The sequence below is a fragment of the Candidatus Firestonebacteria bacterium RIFOXYD2_FULL_39_29 genome (genome assembly GCA_001778375.1).
GTDB lineage: Bacteria > Oederibacteriota > D2-FULL-39-29 > D2-FULL-39-29 > D2-FULL-39-29 > D2-FULL-39-29.
Window position 1 is genome coordinate 98,017 of the sequence record MFGV01000022.1, and the last position, 21,342, is coordinate 119,358.

General features: G+C 38.7%; 16 protein-coding genes. All 16 read left to right on the forward strand.

Features of this window, described 5'->3' with window-relative positions:
* Window positions 1–105 precede the first annotated feature (105 nt).
* The 16 genes from A2536_02530 (at window position 106) to A2536_02605 (ending at window position 21,286) form a co-directional block, all read left to right on the forward strand.
* Window positions 106–783 (forward strand): hypothetical protein, encoded by a 678-nt coding sequence (locus A2536_02530; GenBank protein OGF47485.1) that lies wholly within the window; start codon window positions 106–108, stop codon window positions 781–783.
* An 8-nt stretch (window positions 784–791) separates the two neighbouring features.
* Window positions 792–1,514 carry a dolichyl-phosphate beta-D-mannosyltransferase gene (locus tag A2536_02535; GenBank protein ID OGF47486.1) on the forward strand — a complete coding sequence of 241 codons (723 nt, stop codon included), beginning with the start codon at window positions 792–794 and terminating at the stop codon, window positions 1,512–1,514.
* 141 nt (window positions 1,515–1,655) lie between these two features.
* On the forward strand, window positions 1,656–2,876 hold the full coding sequence (locus tag A2536_02540) for a tyrosine--tRNA ligase (protein OGF47487.1): 1,221 nt from the start codon (window positions 1,656–1,658) through the stop codon (window positions 2,874–2,876).
* On the forward strand, window positions 2,877–4,223 hold the full coding sequence (locus A2536_02545; protein ID OGF47488.1) for a hypothetical protein: 1,347 nt from the start codon (window positions 2,877–2,879) through the stop codon (window positions 4,221–4,223). It abuts the gene before it with no gap.
* A 184-nt stretch (window positions 4,224–4,407) separates the two neighbouring features.
* Complete coding sequence (locus A2536_02550) at window positions 4,408–5,835, forward strand: hypothetical protein (protein ID OGF47489.1); 1,428 nt, start codon at window positions 4,408–4,410, stop codon at window positions 5,833–5,835.
* Window positions 5,832–7,850, forward strand: coding sequence for a hypothetical protein (locus A2536_02555; protein ID OGF47490.1), 2,019 nt, complete (start codon window positions 5,832–5,834; stop codon window positions 7,848–7,850). The genes A2536_02550 and A2536_02555 overlap by 4 nt, the downstream gene beginning before the upstream one ends.
* A gap of 426 nt (window positions 7,851–8,276) precedes the next feature.
* A complete protein-coding gene (locus A2536_02560; protein ID OGF47491.1) occupies window positions 8,277–8,867 on the forward strand; it encodes a hypothetical protein in 591 nt (196 codons plus the stop codon).
* Complete coding sequence (locus A2536_02565) at window positions 8,867–11,530, forward strand: DNA mismatch repair protein MutS (protein OGF47492.1); 2,664 nt, start codon at window positions 8,867–8,869, stop codon at window positions 11,528–11,530. The genes A2536_02560 and A2536_02565 overlap by 1 nt, the downstream gene beginning before the upstream one ends.
* A gap of 268 nt (window positions 11,531–11,798) precedes the next feature.
* Window positions 11,799–12,752 (forward strand): hypothetical protein, encoded by a 954-nt coding sequence (locus A2536_02570; GenBank protein ID OGF47493.1) that lies wholly within the window; start codon window positions 11,799–11,801, stop codon window positions 12,750–12,752.
* Between the two features lies 1 nt (window position 12,753).
* Window positions 12,754–13,461: a hypothetical protein gene (locus A2536_02575; protein OGF47494.1), complete on the forward strand. Its 708-nt coding sequence runs from the start codon at window positions 12,754–12,756 to the stop codon at window positions 13,459–13,461.
* A gap of 2 nt (window positions 13,462–13,463) precedes the next feature.
* Entirely contained in the window at window positions 13,464–14,963 is a 1,500-nt protein-coding gene (locus A2536_02580; GenBank protein OGF47495.1) for a hypothetical protein, read from the forward strand.
* 130 nt (window positions 14,964–15,093) lie between these two features.
* Window positions 15,094–16,458, forward strand: coding sequence for a hypothetical protein (locus A2536_02585; GenBank protein ID OGF47496.1), 1,365 nt, complete (start codon window positions 15,094–15,096; stop codon window positions 16,456–16,458).
* A gap of 281 nt (window positions 16,459–16,739) precedes the next feature.
* Window positions 16,740–17,708, forward strand: coding sequence for a hypothetical protein (locus A2536_02590; protein OGF47497.1), 969 nt, complete (start codon window positions 16,740–16,742; stop codon window positions 17,706–17,708).
* A gap of 135 nt (window positions 17,709–17,843) precedes the next feature.
* Window positions 17,844–18,803 carry a hypothetical protein gene (locus A2536_02595; protein ID OGF47498.1) on the forward strand — a complete coding sequence of 320 codons (960 nt, stop codon included), beginning with the start codon at window positions 17,844–17,846 and terminating at the stop codon, window positions 18,801–18,803.
* A 50-nt stretch (window positions 18,804–18,853) separates the two neighbouring features.
* On the forward strand, window positions 18,854–20,116 hold the full coding sequence (locus A2536_02600) for a hypothetical protein (protein OGF47499.1): 1,263 nt from the start codon (window positions 18,854–18,856) through the stop codon (window positions 20,114–20,116).
* Window positions 20,117–20,137: 21 nt separating this feature from the next.
* Complete coding sequence (locus A2536_02605) at window positions 20,138–21,286, forward strand: hypothetical protein (protein OGF47500.1); 1,149 nt, start codon at window positions 20,138–20,140, stop codon at window positions 21,284–21,286.
* Window positions 21,287–21,342: the final 56 nt, after the last annotated feature.

The window sequence follows — 21,342 nt, forward strand, 5'->3', positions numbered from 1 at the left end:
CCGGCCTGAAAGTTAAACGTAGTTATTGTTTGATAATACTCTAATCGGTGATCAATAAAGGTAAAATGGTGTTTCGTTAGAGATAATTAAATTCAGGAGGACAGTATGAAAAAAACAGTATCGGTAATAGCTCTTTTGTCGGTTCTTGCGGCATATGGCTTTTCGGCGGATACCGAAAAGAAGACAACTGCTCCGGTAAATAAAAATGCGGCTGTTAAGGAAGTACCTAAGGATTTAAAAGTTGTGATGCCTGAAACAGTAAAACCTGCAGGGGTAAAAGCTGCAGAAGCTGTTTTAGAGGACTTTGAAGCTGAACCGTTTACAGTGAAGGCTTCTTCCTATATTGGAGATGCTTCCGGCATGGAAGAAACAGTGGAAGATAAAATTCTTCTTGTGCAGGATGGTAAAAAATTTAAAACCGGAAAAAAGAGTGCGAAACTGGCGTATTCTCAGAATCCGGCAAACGAAAAGAAATTTGCTCAGATTACGCTCTCTTCCGAGAATGTAATGGCTCTGAATAATGCCGTTTCTTTTTATGTTTTTGTTGAGAAAGGTAAGGGGTCAATAGCTATAAACCTATTTGATTCTAAATGGAAAAAATGGACTTCACAGACAATAAATGCCGATAAGAGTGAATGGGTTCAAATCACAGTGAAAGACTCGGAATTTGTTTCCGATACGCGTGAAGGTAAATGGGCAAATATTAATAAGGCACAGCTTATTATTAAAGGTTCAGGTGTTTTCTATTTTGACAATGTAAAATTTGTAAAAGAAGCAAAATAGCATACACGATGAAATATTTAGCAGTAATTCCGACATATAATGAGCTTTTAAACATAGAAAAGCTTATTGAGAGTGTCTTTAAATTTGCTCCGGAAATCAACATCTTAATTGTGGACGATAATTCTCCTGATGGTACGGGAAATATCGCAGATAAGATGGCTCTGGGTGAACCACGGCTGAAGGTTTTGCACCGTGAGGGAAAACAGGGCCTTGGCTCAGCCTATGTTGCGGGATTTAAATATGCCCTGGAGAAGGGTTATGACTTTATATTCGAAATGGATGCTGATTTTTCACATAACCCGGAAAGACTACCTCTGTTTATTGAAAAAGCGGGCAGCTATGATTTGGTGATAGGTTCCAGATATATCAATGGTATAAGTGTCGTAAATTGGCCGTTAAAAAGATTATTACTCTCTATTTTTGCTAATTTGTATGTGAGAATAATACTTTGTTTGCCGGTTAAGGATGCCACAAGCGGTTTTAAGTGCTTTAAAGCTGAAGTGCTAAGAGCTGTTAATCTGGACAAAATAAAAAGTGACGGATACTCTTTTCAAATAGAAATGAATTACCGCGCTCGTAAAAGTGGTTTTAAAATATGCGAGATCCCGATAATATTTATTGACCGGCACAGCGGCACCTCCAAACTAAACAGGAACATTGTTATTGAGGCTTTGCTTATACCCTGGCAATTGCGGTTTGAAAATATTTTCGGAAAAAAAAACAATAAATAATGGCGCTAGGTGCTGGGTTCTGGGGGCTAGGTTTACATCAAGGAGTTTTAATATCACATTAATGTAGCATCCGCAACTCGTCACCCGCTACCCGTGACGGTTTTTAAGTTTTAAGTTGAATTTTTTTAGAAAAGGAAAAAAATGAAAACAGCCGTTGAACAACTTCTTCTTTTAAAACGCGGCGTCGCTGATTTAGTCAGTGAAAAAGAACTTCTCCTTAAACTGGAAAAATCGGTTAAAGAAAATAAACCTCTCAGGGTTAAACTCGGTATTGATCCGACTGCGCCGGATGTCCATCTTGGCTTTACCGTGCCTCTCCGCAAACTTAAGCAGTTTCAGGAACTCGGACATCAGGTGGTTATTATAATCGGGAGCTATACTGCTATGGTCGGAGATCCTTCCGGGAAGAATGCCACGCGTCCGCAGCTTACCTATGAAGCTGTAATGGTTAATGCAGAAAACTACCGGGAGAAAATATTTAAGATACTGGATGAGACCAAAACGGAAGTTGTTTATAATGGCGAGTGGTTTTCTAAATTTTCATTTAACGATGTAATCCGCCTGGCTTCGAAGATAACCGTGGCCTCTCTTTTGGAACACGATTATTTTGATAACAGATATAAGAGCCGGACTCCAATAGCTCTTCATGAATTTATATATCCTCTGATGCAGGGATGGGATTCGGTTGAAATTAAGGCTGATGTTGAACTTGGCGGGACAGATCAGAGGTTTAATGTTATAGTCGGAAGAGATTTACAACGGGAAAGCGGTCAGCCTCCTCAGGTGGGGCTTTTTCTTCCGATACTTATGGGCCCTGACGGGAAGAATAAAATGAGTAAATCTTTAAATAACTACATATCCATTGATGAAGTCCCCCGTGAAATGTTCGGAAAAATAATGTCAATTCCCGACTCTATTATGATCAGCTATTTTGAACTTTTAACAGAGGTTCCTATGCCGGAAATCCGGGAGATGGAAAAAGGACTAGAAAACGGTAAACTTCATCCGAAAGAGCTTAAAAAACGCCTGGGAAAAGAAATTGTTACAATGTATCATGATAAATATTCTGCAGAAGCAGCAGCTGTTGAATTTGAGCGGGTTTTTACAGAAAAAGAGCTGCCGAAAGATATTCCGGAATATTCTATTCCTGCTGATTCCTTAAAAGAAGGCGGCATCTGGATTATTAACCTTCTGATAGCGCTTAATGCGGTTACAAATAAGACTGAGGCAAAACGACTGGTGGAACAGGGCGGAGTATATATTAATGATTTAAGGGTGGAGAAGACCGATACGGATGTCAAAATCAAAACAGGGGATATAGTAAAAGTCGGAAAAAGAAAATACTTTAAAATAAAGGTGTAAATGGAAAAATATTCTTTCATTGCAAAACTTTCAATGTTTGTTCTTTCGGCTTTTTTTGCATTTTGCCAGTCAAATGACAGTTTAACCGGAACAGATGGATCCATTACCGGAAGGGTTACAGTAAAAAACGCGAACAGAATACAGGTGACGATCTGGGACAACTCCAGTTATATCTTAATTTATAAAGATGCGGATTATTCTGCGCCTGAAAGTGTGATTGCCAAGCTTGACGAACTTTATAATAATAAAGATATCGGGAAATTCTATTGGGCTGTACATAATAGAAAAACTTATCTCACTGATATTATTATTAAGGGAAAACAAGCGGCGCTTCCTGAAGTTATGGGCGGGAAAAAATATGAAGATGATAAAAAAGATAAAGAAGCTCAATCCTCCTCGCTCTACACAAAAGCTCTGGGAGCGCATAATAACGGTAATCATGAAGAAGCTATGAAACTCTGTCAAGCCATACTTGTTCTTAATCCGAGATATGAGCTGGCGCAGAAATTACTGGGGGATATAAATAAAAAATATAAACAAAAAGAGGCAAAAGCGCATCTGGAAAAAGCAGTTGAGTTAGCCGGAGATGGTAAGCTTCTGGCAGCTTCGGGGGAATGGCAGATGGCGCTTTCCTCCAGTCCGAATGATGCCGATATTGCCAGGGAAATAAAAAAGAACAAAGAAGAAATAGTGGAAGAACATAATAAAAAAGCAACGGACCTTTTTAATCAGGACAAGTTGATAGAAGCTGCCGCAGAGTGGAATGTTATCCTTGCAATAGAGAAAGACGATCCCGTTGCAAAAAAAGGTATTGAGACGGCAAATAAGCGTCTGAATAATTTCTCCAGTATGGAAAGAGTGAAGATGGAATATGAAACAAATATTGCCGCGGCAAAAAAAGAGTATGAAGAAAAAAATTACCTTGCATCCATACAGAATTATCAGCTGGCTTCCAAATTTGCTTCGAAACTCAACAAAGAAAAGGATGTCAGCTATTTAATTGCAGAGATTAAAAGAATTGAAAATCTTGTGGAGTCTTCCAGAAAAGTATACTTAGATAGTGCCTCAAGATTTGCCGATGCCAAAGACTGGCTGAATATGGCAAAAGAACTCAGAGATTGCTTAAGAATTGACCCCGAAAACCGGAAAGCTATGGAATTATTGGAAAAATATCAAACAGAAATATTTGAGCTTCGCGATAAAGTTTATCTCGATGGTCTGGAAGCTTACGGCCGGGAAGATATAGATACGGCAATATTAAAATGGAATGACGTTTTGATCCTGGATCCGTCTTTTGAAAAAGCAGGTTTAAATATTAAAAAGGCAGCCAGAAAGAAAGGGAAATAAAGCAGAAAATAAAGCGGATGCTTGGATGGTCGGATGCGCAGAGGCGCGGCAATAAAGGGAGTTGTTAATATATAATAACACCATAGTGTAGAACGTTATGGACCTTTACGGACTTTTATCGGCTTTTATGGACGAATTTATTACCTGATAACGTATAACGGTTAATTTATATTTATGGAGTCTTATGAGAAAACGTTTGGAAAAACTCTTGAAGTTCACCCTTAGAAGCCAGTTAAGTATTATTTTCTCAGTGCTTATAGCTCTTTCTATCGGTTCGGTAAGTTTATTGACACTTCAAAACCAAGTTAAAATATTAAAAGACAATTTTATCGCCACCGGCCAGCAATTTTGTGAAAGTATTGCGGGCAATGTTTCCGATGCCCTGTCCCAGTCTCCTATTGACGATACGGCTCTCATTTCCACTATTACCAAAGTAGTAAACAGCAGAGATAATAAAAAATGGATAAAATATGTCCGGATTACCGATGCGGATGAATCTATAATTATTGCTTCAAACAATATCTCCGGAGAATGGAATAAAAAGTACATCTCTCCAGTTTTTGAAATAAAAGAAAAAACCCCGTATTATTTTGGGATGAGCAACGGCAAAAGAGAAAAAATTTATGAGGTTAGATCAGATGTGAAGAAAGGTGAGGAGATAATAGGAAAGGTTCATCTTGGGGTTTCTCAGAATGCGATTGATGCGCTTATGTCCGTCGCTGCCAGAACCGTGATAATTGTAGCTATCCTTACTATTGTCTTCGGATTTTTTATCTCTTCTCTTGTTGCAATGTTTTTAGTGAGGCCCATAAAACTTTTAATTGACGGTGCTTCAAAAATAAGCGCGGGTAACTATGATCTTAAAATTAAAGTAAGAATGATGAATGAGATTGATGATCTGGTGAGCTCCTTTAATGACATGGCTAAAAACCTGAAAGAGAAGGAGCAGATAAAGGTGGCGTTTTCCCGTTATATGAGCGCTGAACTTTTAGATGAGGTAATAAAGAGCGGCGGGAAGACTACATTCGGAGGGGAAAAACGTCTTGTAACTATTCTGTTTTCAGATATCCGTGATTTTACTTCTATGGCGGAAGCTCTTGATCCTCAGCAGGTGGTAAGGCTTCTAAATGAATATTTTTCATGTATGAACGAAGTAATATTTAAAAATAAAGGAATGATAAATAAATATATGGGAGATGCAATTATGGCCCTTTACGGCGCACCGGTACCTCTTAAGGACCATGCTGTTAAGGCTGTGGCTACGGCTTTGGAAATGAATAAGGAATTGAATAAACTCCGGATTAAATGGGCAGGTGAAGGCAGGCCGATATTTGGTATGAAGATCGGTATTACCACCGGAGAAGTGGTACTTGGGAATATCGGTTCGATGGGACATATGGAGTATACTGTGATAGGTGATGCGGTTAATGTTGCTGCCCGTCTCCAGGCGTTAAATAAAAATTACGGCACTCAGATTCTTATTTCCCAGCAAACGAATGATTTAATTACAGATCATTTTGAAACCAGGCAGGTAGAACTTGTACAATTTAAGGGAAAAACCTCTTATAATCTTGTGTTTGAAGTTCTCGGAGCAAAACAAGGTGAAAAGTGAAGAACAGGCTGATTTTTGTAATTTTCTTAATCTGGGCTCTGGTTGTAATATTTACATATAATACTGTATTGCCGGCAGATTATAATAAATTTCTGGCGTATGTATCAACTTTCCCCGCGTGCTTTAATCTGAAAGGAGCTTCCTCTTATCTGGTTGAAGTTTTAATTGAAATCTTTCTTGCCTGCTTCCTTTTCGCTGTCTCTTATATTATCGGAAGAAAACTTGCAAATACTTTAAAAAAAGATTTTGATACTCCGGGTTATTTTGCTGTTTCTGCAGCAGCGGGTTTTTCTGTTATTACGGCATTTGTTTTCATGATAGCCGTTCTGGGTATTCTTTATGAGGGGGTTATTTTTACGGCTTTTATAGGGCTTTGTATTTATGCTCTGTTTGAACTTTACAGTAATCCTTCCGGTATCAGGTTTGAACCGAAAAAATACAGCGGGACGGAAAAACTTTTACTTGTTATAACCGGTATTTTCATGCTGATGAACCTCTTTATGGCTTTAACGCCGGAGACTTTTTTTGATTCTCTTGAATATCACCTTGCAATACCCGCTTCCTTCTTGCTAAACCATGGCATAATTTCGATGCCTTATAATATTTTTTCCGGTTTTCCCGGAAATGGAGAGATCCTGTATCTGGTAGGATTAGTTTTAAACGGGCCGGTAACTGCCAAACTCATTAATTTTCTTTTCGGGATGCTTCTTTTGGTCTCAGTATACTCTTTCTCGAAAAAATATATAAGCCGGCAGGCAGGTTTATTTGCAATTGCTCTTTTTTGTATAATACCGCTGGTTTCTGTTAATCTTGTAAATACGCAGGTGGATGCTTTGTCGGCATTCTGGTTCTTTCTTTCGTTCTATCTGGTGGTGAATGCGGCGGAGAAAGGCTTTTCTGATACAAGTAAAACAGTAGCCCTTGCAGGGCTTTTCGCGGGTTTTGGTATGGGAATAAAGTATTCCGGCATTATTTATGCTGCGGGGATTGTGTCAGTTCTACTATACTATTGTTTTAAAAACAGGGTGTTTAAAAAAGCTCCTGGAGTATTTGCCGTCTTCTTCTTTTTTGCCCTTATCCCTGTTGTACCCTGGCTGATTAAGAATTACTTATTCTTTGACAATCCTGTATATCCTTATTTTTCCGGAACTCCGGGAATGCTTAAGCTCTTAGCGGAGCAGACGGGAACTCCCGTTAATTCCATGGTTGATTTTCTTAAACTGCCCTGGACATTAACAATGTCCCGCCCCTTTGCGAGTATGAACCTTGGACCGGCTTTGTTGGCGTTTCTGCCGTTTCTCTTCTGGCCTCTCCTGAAAAAAAGAAGAGAAAAGAAGCCGTTACAATCCTTGCTGGTATTTATAGCAATTACTGCGCTGTTTTGGGTAAGTGTTACCAGAATAGCCAGGTTTTTTATTCCCGGACTTATTTTTCTTTCGCTGTATTTTGGTTATGTGATAACCAGTTTCCTTAAGGAAGAAAAAGACGAATACGCTTCTTTTACTGTTTTTGCTGTACTTGCTGTACTTGCTGTCAATAACCTGGTTTGGGTCTCAAATATTAACTTCAGAAATATGGACCCGGTTTCGCTATTTTCCGGTAAACTCACAAAAGAAAAATATCTCGGCATTCAAAGAGGTACGTATCCTAATCCGTATTTTAAAGCTGTGGAATATTTAAATAAAATAAAAACGGAGCCGGGAAGTAAAGTACTTTTTATAGGAGAGAGCAGAGCTTTTTACTGTAAAAAACCGTTCATAGCGGGAACAGATTATGACGTGATACCGCTGCTTCAATACATGGAAAGAGCGAAAAGTGAAGGCGGCCTGAAAAATGTTTTAAAAAAAGAAAACATCTCGCTTGCTCTCATTAATATCAGGGAGGCGAAACGGCTTTCGAGTTATAATAATGCTGATTTACCGTTAATATTGCGAAGCAGTCAATTTAATGACGCTTTTGAAGTGGTTTTTAATGATACCAATTCTGATCTATATGTTTGCGTTGTGAAAAAATAACAAGGAGAAAGGATGATTCTCTTAATTTCATAGTGCTTCTTGATTCAAAAGTATTTGATTTAGATTGAAGGAAAGAGAATTAACTGAATATTGTAAAAGTAGAAGTATTATGTTAAAATTAAGCAGTAATAAACGGAGGTTTTTAAAGTGAATAGAGCACATGGAGCCGAAATAACGATAGACCGCTTGAATAAGGAATTGGAAAGCCTGAAGAAAAAGATTTTTACTTACGAGACGCTTAATTCTGAAAAAGAGATTAAGAATATTAGTGGTTCTTTCAAAAGCGGTAAAGAAGTTATCAACCACGTTAAAAGCTGATGTATAAATTATATACTACAAAGATTTTGGATTTAATAGCAAATCCCCCTGCGAGCCTCATCTAAAGATGCAAAAACTATCCGTACTTCTCAAAAACGAAAAAGCTGTATGAAAAACAAGAACAATAAGAAAATAATAATATTGAGCGCCGTACTGGTGGTCCTTACGGTTATTTTATTTTTGGTCAGTGACTGGTTCTGGACCGCACTTTCTCCTGTAACACATAATATTTTGCTGGAAAAATACTCTAAAGAGTATAAACTTGACCCTCTCTTAGTGGCCGCGATTATCAGATCTGAAAGCGCTTTTAATCCGATTGCGGTCTCAGAAAAAGGGGCGATAGGTCTTATGCAGCTTATGCCGGAAACAGCGGAAGAAATGGCTCATGAGTTGAACGTTGATTATGTGAATATAGAAGACTTGTACAACCCTGAGATTAACATTCACCTGGGGTATTACTATATGGTAAAACTCCTGAAGCGTTATAACGGCAACCTGGTTTTTGCTCTTGCGGCCTATAATGCCGGCACAAAAAATGCCGACGAGTGGATCAAAAATTATAAAGGAGATCCTGATAGGGCGGTTATGGTAATAAGTTTTCCCGAAACAAGAAAATTTGTAAAAGAAGTGTACTCCACTTATGATATATTAAAATTTGCGCGCAAACTTAAACGCGCGTTGCAGCTAAAGGAATTTTAATGGAAAAAAATGGATTGTTGACGCCCATGATGCGGCAATACCGGGAGCTTAAAAAGCAGCATCCCGACGCTATCTTGTTTTTCCGGCTGGGGGATTTTTACGAGATGTTTTTTGAGGATGCCAAGCTGGCCTCTTCCCTGCTTCAAATTGTACTAACAAAAAGAGGCGGGGGCCGGAATCCGAAAGATCCCAGGGATACTTCAGTTTCTGAACCTGTCCCTATGTGCGGTATTCCTTTTCATTCTGCGTTAAATTATATTACCAAGCTGATAAAGAGCGGGCATAAAGTTGCAATTTGCGAGCAAGTAGAAGATCCCAGGCTGGCAAAAGGAATAGTAAAAAGGGAGATAGTAAAATTAATTACCCCTGGGACGGTGCTTGAAGACGGGTTGCTCGAACAAAAATCAAATAACTTCCTGGCCGCATTATATATAGAAGGGGAAGAAGCGGGAGTGGCGTTCTTGGATATTTCTACGGGCGAGCTTTTGACTTCTGAAGTTAACATAAAAGACGGACTTGATACTGTTTACGACGAATTGAATAAATATAAACCCAAAGAAATAATATTGCCGGCCTCCTATGAAAGCAGCAAACCCGGATTGATCAAATATCTTGAAAGCAGCGGTGTTTTAACGGGTTTTCAGGAGGATTATTACTTCGATCATGAAGTTGCGAAAGAAATACTGCTAAAACACTTTAAAACTGCCTCGCTTGACGGTTTTGGCCTGGCAGAATATAAAGCGGCGGTATCGGCCTCCGGAGTGGCTTTAAAATATGCCGAAGAAACCCAGAAAGGTTCGGTATCTCATTTAAGTAAGATCAGCGTGTATAATCCGGGAATGTTCATGCTGGTGGACAGCGCGACCAGGAAGAACCTTGAATTATTTGAGCGCATGGCGGATAAAAGCCAGGAAGGTACGCTTTTTTATGTTCTTGATAAAACAAGAAGCGCTATGGGCGGCCGTGTATTAAAGAGGTGGATACTGGAGCCCCTTATAGACGTAAAGGAGATAGAAAGCAGACTGGAAGGTGTGGACGAATTCCTGCAGGATTATATTTTAAGGCAGGAGTTGAGAAATGTTATCGGACAACTTGCGGATTTTGAAAGGGTTTGCGGTAAGATCGGCTGCAAGGCCTTGAACGCCCGGGAACTTATTTCGCTAAAAAATTCTTTAAAAGAACTTCCAAAGATAAAAGAGCTTCTCGGTAAATCAGATTCCGGTATTTTAATGAAGATAAAAGATAATATTTGTTTGCTGAAAGAACAAGCCTGCTTGATCGAAGAAAAGATAGAAGAAGATCCTCCCCTTTCCGTAAAAGAAGGAAATATCTTGAAAGACGGCGTTAATGAAGAGCTTGATAAACTGAGGAATATCAGCAGGGGCGGAAAGGATTGGATAACAAAATATCAGGAAGATGAAAGAAAACGCACCGGTATAAGTTCGCTCAAAGTCGGCTATAATTCCGTCTTTGGTTATTATATAGAAGTGAGCAAGGCTAACCAGGGAAGCGCGCCTAAAAATTACATTAGAAAACAGACGCTGTCGAATGCAGAGAGATTTATTACTCCGGAACTGAAAGAATATGAATCCCTGGTCCTTTCCAGCGATGAGAAGATAGGGCTTCTTGAGTATGAACTTTTCTGTCAGGTGCGGGAGGAAATTGCGAAGAGTATACCCAAATTGCAGGAAAATGCAAAACTAATAGGCGCCCTGGATGTTATTGCTTCTTTCTCGGAAGCCGCGGCGGTAAATAAGTATGTCAAGCCGGAAGTCAACAATACGGACATAATAGAAATAAAATCCGGCAGGCATCCGGTCATAGAACTTATAGTGAAAGACGGTTTTGTCCCAAACGATACAATTCTGGATAACACGGATACCCAGGTGGTTATTATCACAGGTCCGAATATGGCGGGAAAGTCCACTTATCTCCGGCAGACGGCTCTGATCGTCTTAATGGCCCAGATTGGCTCCTATGTCCCCGCGGATTCAGCCAAAATAGGAGTGGTGGACAGGATATTTACGAGAGTAGGAGCTTCTGATAATCTTGCCCTGGGTCAGTCCACATTTATGGTGGAAATGTTGGAGACCGCCAATATTTTAAACAATGCCACAAAAAAGTCTCTTATTATTCTTGATGAAATAGGAAGAGGTACGGCCACCTTTGACGGAATAAGCATTGCCTGGGCGGTGGCGGAATTTTTACATGATAATAAAAAACTCGGAGCAAAAACTCTTTTTGCGACGCATTTTTACGAGTTAACCGAATTGGCGTTGACACTGCCGCGGGTAAAGAACTATAATATCATGGTCAAAGAATGGAACGAAGAGATAATATTTTTAAGGAAAATAGTGGAAGGCGCCGCGGACAGGAGTTATGGAATTCAGGTTGCCCGTCTGGCAGGGCTTCCAAAAGAAGTTCTTAAAAGGTCTAAAGAAATTCTGCATAATCTGGAAGAAGCTAATTATGATAAAGAAGGTAAATCAAAACTGGCAGGCGGGGCAGGTGTAATTTCCCAGCTTTCAATTTTTGACAAAAAAAAAGCCTCTACAGATGATAAAGGCAGAAAGATTCTCGAAAAGCTTGAAGAAATTGATGTAAATTCCTTGAGCCCGATTGAAGCGCTGAACCTGTTAAATGAGCTTAAAAAAGACATTTGAGCCGGACATTAGGGAACATAATACTGAAAAACACTGTCATTATAAAGAAGTTTACCGTTTACAGTGTATAGTTGACAGCGAGAAAAAGCAGGCAAATAATAACTGTAAACGGTAAACTGTTTTTAGTTTATAATAACACGTTAGTGTAGCACCCGTAATCCGCCTAGGTGGATTACACAAAGGACTATGGTTTGATATTTAGACTTTGCTCAACTCGCAACCCGCTACTCGTAACTATTTTTGTAATTTATTTTTTTAAAGGAGGTTTATCTTGATAGAAGTTAAAAATCTTTCCAAGTTTTACGGTCCGACTAAAGCGGTGGAAGGCGTTTCTTTTACCGTGGATAAGGGCGAGATTCTCGGCTTGCTCGGTCCAAACGGTGCGGGTAAGACTACAATAATGAGAATTCTTACCGGATATTTTCAGCCGTCAGGGGGAAGCGCGAAAATCGCGGGTTTTGACGTGGTCGAAGATCCTCTTGAGGTTAAAAAGAGGATCGGGTATATGCAGGAAGGGCATCAGGGGCCGGCTTTATATTATGAAATGACAGTCTACTCTTTTCTAGATTTTGCCGCGCAGTTAAAGGGTGCGCCAAAAAAAGAGCGTAACAAAAACGTATTTAAAGCAATGGAGCTTGCAGGTATTAAAGATGTAAAAAACAGGATAATCGGCCGTCTTTCAAGCGGGTACAAACAAAGAGTAGGGCTCGCTCAGGCGCTCTTGAATGATCCTGAAGTACTGATCCTTGATGAACCTACACGGGGTTTGGATCCGAAACAAATAATAGAAATCCGGCAGCTGATAAAAAATATGGCGGGTGAACGCACTATTATCCTTTCCAGTCATATCCTTCCTGAAGTAGCTATGACCTGTAATAAGATTGTCATCATTGACAAGGGTGAAAAAGTTGCAGAAGATACGCAGGAAGAATTATCCAGAAAAATAGAAGGCGGCGATAAAGTAGTCGTGAAACTTAAAGGGAAACAGGTTCTATCTGAGGTCGCAAAAGAATACGAAAAGATCAAAGGCCTTGGAGAGGTAAAGGTTGCTGTGGAAGGCGGACTGACCATTGTAGAAGTTGTTCGTGCCGGCAGTAAAGATGTCAGGGAAGAGTTATTTAAAACTGCCGTAAAAAATGATTGGATTATATTTGAGATGAAGAGCTCGAGCTTGAGTCTTGAAGAAGTATTTTTAAGGTTGACCACAAAGGAGGATGCGTAAAATGAATAAAGCGCTTATTATCGCAAAAAGAGAATTTAAGTCCTATTTTGTTTCTCCTGTGGCCTACGTAATTATCGGGATGTTTTTACTGATTTCGGGATTTATGTATTACTCAATACTTTTTACTTCAAGGATCGCGGAAGTCAGGGGTTTTCTTATGAACATGTGTTTTACTTTCATGTTGATGGCTCCTATTCTTTCCATGCGGCTTTTATCGGAAGAGAAAAAGCTCGGGACTATTGAGTTTCTCTTCACCTCTCCGGTAAAAGTGTCCGATATCGTTATCGGAAAATATCTCGGGGTTCTGTTTTTATATCTGGTTACCGCGGTGTTTTTCCTTCAATATCCTTTGTATCTGGTTCTCTTTGCCAGGCCGGATATGGGGCCGGTACTCACCTCCGTCCTTGCTTTTATCTTAAATGGCGCTGCGTGTCTTGCCATAGGGCTTTTTGCTTCTTCCTTATCGGAAAACCAGCTTATCTCTGCGGTTGTCGGGATGATTACTCTTATCTTTTTCTGGATTATCGGCTGGATGGGGGATTTACTTCCAGGAGGAATCGGTAATTTCTTCGGTTCTCTTTCGCTTATTAAACCTCTGGATAATCTTTCAAAAGGTGTAATAAGCGTAAATGACATGTTCTATTACGCTGCCCTGATCTTCTTCTTTCTTTTTATTACGGTCAAGCGGCTTGAATGGAAGAGGTGGTAAAGATGAAAAATATGATAATAAATATAGCGAATAGTATAAAAAATATTTTTAATAAAAGAAATACCAGGTACGGAACAGCCTCTATCCTGATAGTTATTCTTATCCTCGGTTGCTTCTGGTTTGTTTCGAAAATTCTAAGTAATTTTAATCTGCAGTATGATGTGACGGCTAATAAGCAATACAGCTTGTCCCCTCAGACTGTAAAGATCCTGAAAGACCTTAAAGAGGAACTGCGCATTACGGCTATTGTCAAGAAAAACATGGGTTTTGACCGCTATATGGGAGAGCTGCTTAAAGATATGGCAAAGCAGAATTCAAAGATTAAAGTAAAAATATTGGATCTGGACTATGACAAAGCTGCCGCTTCCGCCTACAAGGTGAATGATTACAATATTACCGTGGTGGAAATGGGAGACAAAAGAAAAGACATTTTCGAAAAAGATGTAGTCAGCACTTATGACAGAAACAGGGAGTTTAAGGGAGAGCAGGCGATAGTAAATGCGATCCTTTCTGTTTCCGAGGCAAAGAAAAAAGTTATTTATTTCACAGAAGGGCACAGGGAAAGAGAACTGGAAGACGTGCAAAATGTCTCCGGATTCGGGTTCCTTAAACAGCTTCTGGTGAACGATAATTATGAAGTAAAAAGCCTGAATCTGATGAAAGAAGGAAAAATACCGGAGGATTGCACAGTTTTGGTTGTAGGCGGACCGCAATTTTCATTTGGGAACAAAGAAGTGGATATGGTTTCAACTTTTCTGGATAAAGGCGGAAAAGCAATTATGCTCTTTGACCCGTTTGTGGCTACGGGTTTTGAAACTTTACTTGGTAACTGGAATTTAAAACTGGATAATGATTTTGTAGTAGATCCAAAATCATACCTCAATATGGTAGTTGTAAAAGATCCGGGTGCTCCGATTCCGGAGTGGCAGAATCATATTATTACGGAACCTTTTATTAAGAACAGGATACCTGTTTTTTTCCCGGCCAGCAGGTCTATTTCAGATACCGGCAGGCAGGGAACGCGTGCTTATTCTAAAGATAAATTAATGACTACTTCCGACGCAAGCTGGGGAGAAACAAATTTACAGAGTCTTAAGGTGCAACCCGGGCCGAAAGAGGACGATAAAGACGTGAAACCGCCGCTGTCTTTGGGCTGGGCTGTTACGGAATATATAAAAGATAAAAAAGATTCCAAAATAGAAGACACAGAGAGTTCCAAGCAAATGAAATTTGTGATAATAGGAGATTCAGATTTTGCTACCAATGCTCCCGCCGGAATAGGCGGAATGCAGGGCAATCTTGATTTATTTGTAAATTCCGTTAACTGGCTGATTGACGAAGGGTCAAAGATTTCCATAAGACCAAAAACCATTGATGTCAGGTCTTTGCAATCCCTGACCGGTACACAATGGACAATCATGTTTATTATGACTATTGTTGTAGCTCCGCTTATTGTGGTCGGCGGCGGAATTTTAGTTTTCCTTAAAAGACGGAAGAAATAAGATAATATATTTAGAAACCATGAACCATTCCCCTATACTTGAGGAAACGATTGTTTAGGATCAGGTTCATGGTCCTGCATCTGAATGCAGTGAATGGTGCGGGGTCATTTTTAAAAAGGGGGGACTTATTATGAGCCCTAAAAAGAAAAGATTTTTATCTGCCTGGATTGTCGTCTGGATATTTGTTGTTCTTGGAGGCGTTAGCCTTTATCTTGACAGAGGGGATAAGATAGACAGGGGTAAAATAAAAATATTTAATATGGTCAAGGATGATATTAAATCCTTTGAGTTGGTAAACAATGCTTCCAGAGAAACCGTGTTATGTGAAAAATATGGAGATGATTGGGTTATGGTAAAACCAAAATCCTATGAAATTGAAAAATCCGAAGTAGATATAGTGGTTACCAATATTGCCGCCTTGACTATAGATAGAAAAATCGAAAAGCCCGAGGCTCTTTCAAACTATGGTCTGGAAAAGCCGTCTTACAATGTAAATTTCACTCTTAAGAATGGAAAGAAAAATACTCTGCTGATCGGTGATAAAAATCCCACAGGGACTTTTTATTACGTAAAAGATAAAGACCGGTCTGAGCTTTATATTGGCTATAGTTTTTCTATTGAAAATGTTATGAAAAACGCGGATAGTCTCAGGAAAAAATCTCTCTTTGAAATAGACACCGATAAAGTAAACAGGATTGACCTGAAGTATGAGGCAAAGGAATTTTCCTTAGCGAAAGGGGAAGATAGAAAATGGCTAATTAATCCTTATGGTTTCAAAGCCAAAGACGAGGAAGTAAATAAATTCATATCAGGAATGAAAGAGCTAAAGGCGAAGAGCATTGTTGACGATAACGGAATAGATTTAAAGAAGTATGGTCTTTTAAATCCAAGACTTACCCTTGCTTCAAGTTTATCAGATAAGAAAAATATAACAGTTTTGATCGGAAAAAAACATCTGACAAAAGAAGAAGATTACGCGAAATTGGATAATTCTCCGGTAATTTATTCCATAGACAGTGCCTATTTGAGAGGTGCGGATAAAGTCTATAACGATTTCAGAGATAAAAAACTCCTGTATCTTACCGGCAGTGATATTAATGAGGTAGAGCTTGTAAAAGACAAGAAAAAGATAACAGCAAAAAAGGGCGTTGACGGGAAATATACAGTCACTGAACCTGTTTTACCTGCGGGGAGAAAAACCGCAGAAACGCCGTATTCCAATTTAATAGAAAGCCTGCTTAATTTTGAGGCGAAAACTTTTGCGGATGATTCGGGTAAAAAATTTGAGAAGTACGGGCTTAAGAATCCTGATTTTATAATAACTTTATCCGGCATGGTAAACAACGAAAAACAGGTAAAAGCAAAAATCTTGATTGGAAATGTTGCAAATTCCGGAATTTATGTTAAAATAGACAGTAGTGAATCCGTGTTCATTGTCTCTGCGGATATATTGGAAAAACTCAAAGAGATAGAACAAATACAAAGTACAAAGTGAAAAAATAGAAACTCGAAATCCGAAAAAGAATGAAAAAGAAAAGGGAATAAAAATAGATTGGGTTTGGAGTTTTATTGTGCAGGCGGTTTTGAAAACCACTGGCGTAAGCTCGTGGATGAAAAAACCGCATATAATAAATAAGCTCCGCTCACAAGAGGATTCCAAAGGAGGATACTCCTTTGGCTTGAGCATAGCTCAAGTATGAAATGACGCCACGTCCGTAAGGGCGTGGAGTTTCACTATTTGCCGGTTTTTTCGAATTTGTTTCTAAGGGGGTTTTTATGAAACTAATGTTTACGATTTTTCTCCTCGGTTCTATTTTCTTTTCCGGTTGTGCTGCCAACAAAGATTTGACAAAAGAGGATAAGGCCTTTCGTGATGCGGAAGTGTTAATAGCAGAAGCAAAAACTGTAATTACAGAGGCAAAGAAGGCAGGCGCGGAAAAATACGCAAAAGATCTTCTTGACTCTGCGGAGTCCAAGCTTGTTGTTGCGGAAGATGCTCTTGCGAAAGAAGACCTTGAAGTTGCCGTTACCTTTGCGGGAAAGTCTTTGGAAAACGCAAAGGCGGCAAAAGCAAAAACTTTAGCAGACTTGGCTCTGGAAAAAGCCGAAGCGGAAGTAAAGGCCGCGCGGGAGCTGGGGGCGGAAAAACACGCGACTGATTTGTTTATGCGTGCCTTTAAAGATCTGCTTTCCGCTAAGAAAATATATTCAGGAAAGGATTATCCCGGAGTGCTGGAACCGGCAAAGAAAGCTTACGAAGAAGCAGCTGAAGCCAGAAAATTATGTGAAATTATAAAAAAATCAGAAACTCTGATAGCAGAAGCAAAACAAGATATACAAGAAGCTGTGAAAGCAGGCGCAAAAAGACATGCTCCCGAGCTTTTAAAATCTGCCGAGGATAATCTGGTAAAAGCTGTAGCCGCTTATGATGAGAAAGACTACATAAAAGCGATAGATTATGCCGGAAAGGCTTCGGATGACGCGAAAGCCGCTAAATCTGCCTGTGTGGCTGCATCTGTCGGAAAGTACACGGTTAAAAGCGGTGATAACCTCTGGAATATAGCAAAAGACGGAAAAGTATTGGACGATCCCTTTCTCTGGCCCCTGATTTATAAAAGCAACAGAGAATTAATAAAAGACCCGAACTGGATCTTTCCCGCGCAGGAGTTTGAGCTCCCTCCTTTCTTTGATGACAAGACAAAAAAAGATGCCGTAGGAGATGCGTTTAAATACAAGGGGAAGTAAGTGATGTATTAAAGTATAGATATAATCAAGGGCTGCTTGAAAGAGCAGCCCTTTTTTTGTGTATTTATTTGCATCGAATATGTTATCATTTAATTAGAAACGGTGAAACAAACAAAAACCGGAGGGGAAAAGTTAATGAAAATCAAAGTATTTATAATGGTGTTAATATTCCTATTTAATGGAGTTTGCTTTGCAGGTTCCGGTAATACCTCGGGAAATGTTTTGCTTGAGGATATTGGAGCAAGGAGTGTTGGCTTAGCAGGAGCTTGTACCTCCTTATCCGGTGACGTAATCCTTATGCATTATAATCCGGCATCTTTGGCAGACATAACTGATCCTCAACTGGCAGCAATGTTTTATAACAGCGGATTAACAGGGGTTAACTATATAAGCGTTGCTTATGGACAGAAGTTTGGAAAAATAGGGACATTTGGTATTTGTGTTGGGTATTTAGACGGCGGTCAGATGGATCTAAACTACACAGATGGTATTACTGCTACGGTAACTAGTGAACAGGATATAGTGGCAAATGTGAGTATGGGGATTAATCTGTCCAGAAAAATCAACGCAGGTGTGAGTTTGAAAGGGATGTATAGCACTCTTGTAAATACTCAAAGCGCAATTACGGCTGCTTTAGATCTTGGCGCAATTTTTAAAGGACTTTTCATGGAAGAAATTGATTTTGGAGTCTCTTTGCATAATCTGGGAATTGGATTAAAATATCTTGATACAATCGAACCTTTACCGTTTAATGTACAGGCAGGAGCTTCATATAATTTCAAAATAGAAGAAATTAAATTATTAGCAGCGGTTGATGGGGCTTATGATATTAATAATAAAACTATAAAAATTATGATTGGTGTTGAAGGCAGTTACAATGAATTCTTTGCAAGGATTGGGGTGCCAATCAGTTCTGTTGATGACAGAATGGTAACTGTCGGGATAGGGTACAAATTTGACGAATTTATTTTTGACTATGGAATAACATTTGGAAAGATTTTGGATATTGCTCACAGGATAAGTGTTGAGATGAGATTTGGAGAAGAAAGAGGAAGATCAAAAGACAGGAAGTATATGCAGAAAGTCATTAAGTAGGGAGATAAATAATACTATAATTGGTTGATTGAAAAGCCAGGAGGATGACAGTGAAAATAAAAAAAAGCGTATTTGTTCTTGTCTTATTTGCTTTGGTTTTAGTTCCCGGTAAAATCTATTCAGCTTCAACTAATCTTGGAACGAATTCTATAGGCTTTATCAGGGCAGATAAAACCGGCAAGTACATGTTTATATCTGACCAAAATAGTAATAATGTTATAGTCTATTCAGTGAGTGGTAAGAATGTTGTAAAACGAATAGATATAGGTGCCAAGCCTTCCAGAATGGATGTAAATTATGAGGGATCATTTCTCTATGTTGGAAGTTCAACTCTTGCTGGTATCACTATAATTAATATTAATGATTTAACTATAACAGGTATAATAACAACTTCCCTTCCGGTTTTTGATATTGTTTGTGGTCGATCTGGCAGAGCTTATTATACCGTTCTTTTTAGTGGATCTGGATGGGAACCGATATATATCCTTGATTTAAATTCCAAAACAGATGTAACAAGCTTTGGTTTTTTATATAGTGGTTTAGGTTCAGCACCAATTATGGTATTAAGTCCTGATAAAAACTTGTTATTTGCAGGGCAAAGAGGTATTTCTCCTCCAAGCGGTGTTATTTTTGATATTTCATCAGATGCGCCTGTTACAAAGGGTTCTATTGAAACACAAGGTAGCAAGAGTATTGGAGTATCTCCAGATGGTAGAATAGTATATACTAGTGGCGCTAAACTGTTAGCGTTGGATACGATAAGTTTATCAAATATTCAAAGTCTTACAGTAGGTCCGGATTTTGCTATTTTGCCTGCAAATGGTAATATTTATGCAGCAAGTGGCAATTCTATAGTTGTAATCAATCCGGTTACTTATGAAAAAACAAATACTTTAACTATGCCTGTAACCCCCGATCAAATGGCGTTCTCGGGAGATAATGATTGGTTGTTCTGTTTTTCAGGAACTTCTTTGTATTATTTTTATATTGGAGCAGGGGTGCATGTTGCAAAACAGGAGGGGAGTTTGACTGTAATTGGTGGTGCAAATGGATATGTTAATCCCTCTAAAAATGAAGCAGCACAGTTTCGATACAAAACATCAGATGCGGGAACTGTAACATTTAAAGTATATACACTTAATGGAGAATTGGTGAGAACAATATCAACAGCTGGATCAGGAGGAACGACTTTGAATAATATTTACTATGATTGCAAAGGAGAAGACGGTGCGACATTAGCTTCCGGTATTTATATTGTCAAAGCCGAAGGCCCCGGGCTGTCTTTGGTTAAAAAAATTGCAATAATAAAATAGTTATTATTAGGGATGAGAAATATGAAAATATACTTTACAATTATAGTAATTATCCTTATGCCTGTCTTGCTTTGGTCTTCGGTTGGGAAATCAGGGGAAAAACCGTCTGTGAGTGAAATGCTGAACGAACAGAGTAAAGATGAGAGCTTTATGAAAAAAGTAGCGGAAGCGGATAAAGATATTTATACTTATTTAAAAGAGGGTGTCGAACATTTTGTTAAAAATGACCTGACAAAAGCTATTGAGTCATTAAGTAAAAAAATTGAAAACCGGGCAAGAGCAGATTATTTATATTTTGCGAGAAGTTATTATTTTACTATGAAAGGTTATTATAAAAAAGCGCGTGAAGATATAAATAAAGCGATAGAGATCAATAAAAATAATGAAAATTACTATGTGTTAAGAGGGATAATAATTTGCCTTCAAGATGATAGGGTGTCTGAGGAGGCAGAAGATGATTTTAAAAAAGCTATTGAATTAAATCCTAAATGTTTGCTTGCATATACCGCTCTCGCAGATGTGTATGGAGATCAAAACGAATATGACAAAGCGATAGAATGCTATAATAGGATACTGGAAATAAAGCCGGATAATGCTTATGCATATATGGAAAGGGGTTTTACCTACAGATGGAAAGAAGAATATGGCAAGGCGCTGAAAGACCTTGATAAGTCAATTGAGCTGGATCCCAATAATTATCGCGCCTGGTTTTACCGGGGAAGAACTCACGGGCTTAATGGTGATAAAGTTAAAGCGATGGCTGATTACACGAAAAGTATAGAACTGAATTCTGATTTTCCTTGGGTTTATAATAACAGGGGGGTCCTTTATAATAATAAGAAGGAGTACGATAAAGCATTGAAAGATTATAATAAAGCTCTTGAAGTTGATCCTGATGGAGGATGTGCTATTCTGGCATATACTAACCGGGGAAATGTTTATCGTGAGCAAAAAAAATATGAAAAAGCAATAGAAGACTATAATAAATGTATAACGCTGGATCCAAAATATAAATCAGCATATTTGAACCGGGGAAATGCCTATTCTGATCAAAAAAAATATGAAAAAGCAATAGAAGATTATAATAAATGTATAAATCTCGATCCGGAATATAGAAACGCATATTACGCTAGGGGAAGGAGTTATAATCAAAAGATGTGTATGAAGTAAAACAGCGACGTATCCTGTATAATAAGTTTTACGAGAACAAAATTATAAGGAGGAAC

Bases quoted from the DNA above. Each gene is read 5' to 3' on its own strand.
- A2536_02575 (OGF47494.1), top strand. From the start codon at position 12,754: ATGAATAAAGCGCTTATTATCGCAAAAAGAGAATTTAAGTCCTATTTT.
- A2536_02530 (OGF47485.1), top strand. From the start codon at position 106: ATGAAAAAAACAGTATCGGTAATAGCTCTTTTGTCGGTTCTTGCGGCA.
- A2536_02535 (OGF47486.1), top strand. From the start codon at position 792: ATGAAATATTTAGCAGTAATTCCGACATATAATGAGCTTTTAAACATA.
- A2536_02560 (OGF47491.1), top strand. From the start codon at position 8,277: ATGAAAAACAAGAACAATAAGAAAATAATAATATTGAGCGCCGTACTG.
- A2536_02545 (OGF47488.1), top strand. From the start codon at position 2,877: ATGGAAAAATATTCTTTCATTGCAAAACTTTCAATGTTTGTTCTTTCG.
- A2536_02550 (OGF47489.1), top strand. From the start codon at position 4,408: ATGAGAAAACGTTTGGAAAAACTCTTGAAGTTCACCCTTAGAAGCCAG.
- A2536_02585 (OGF47496.1), top strand. From the start codon at position 15,094: ATGAGCCCTAAAAAGAAAAGATTTTTATCTGCCTGGATTGTCGTCTGG.
- A2536_02540 (OGF47487.1), top strand. From the start codon at position 1,656: ATGAAAACAGCCGTTGAACAACTTCTTCTTTTAAAACGCGGCGTCGCT.
- A2536_02605 (OGF47500.1), top strand. From the start codon at position 20,138: ATGAAAATATACTTTACAATTATAGTAATTATCCTTATGCCTGTCTTG.
- A2536_02580 (OGF47495.1), top strand. From the start codon at position 13,464: ATGAAAAATATGATAATAAATATAGCGAATAGTATAAAAAATATTTTT.
- A2536_02590 (OGF47497.1), top strand. From the start codon at position 16,740: ATGAAACTAATGTTTACGATTTTTCTCCTCGGTTCTATTTTCTTTTCC.
- A2536_02595 (OGF47498.1), top strand. From the start codon at position 17,844: ATGAAAATCAAAGTATTTATAATGGTGTTAATATTCCTATTTAATGGA.
- A2536_02565 (OGF47492.1), top strand. From the start codon at position 8,867: ATGGAAAAAAATGGATTGTTGACGCCCATGATGCGGCAATACCGGGAG.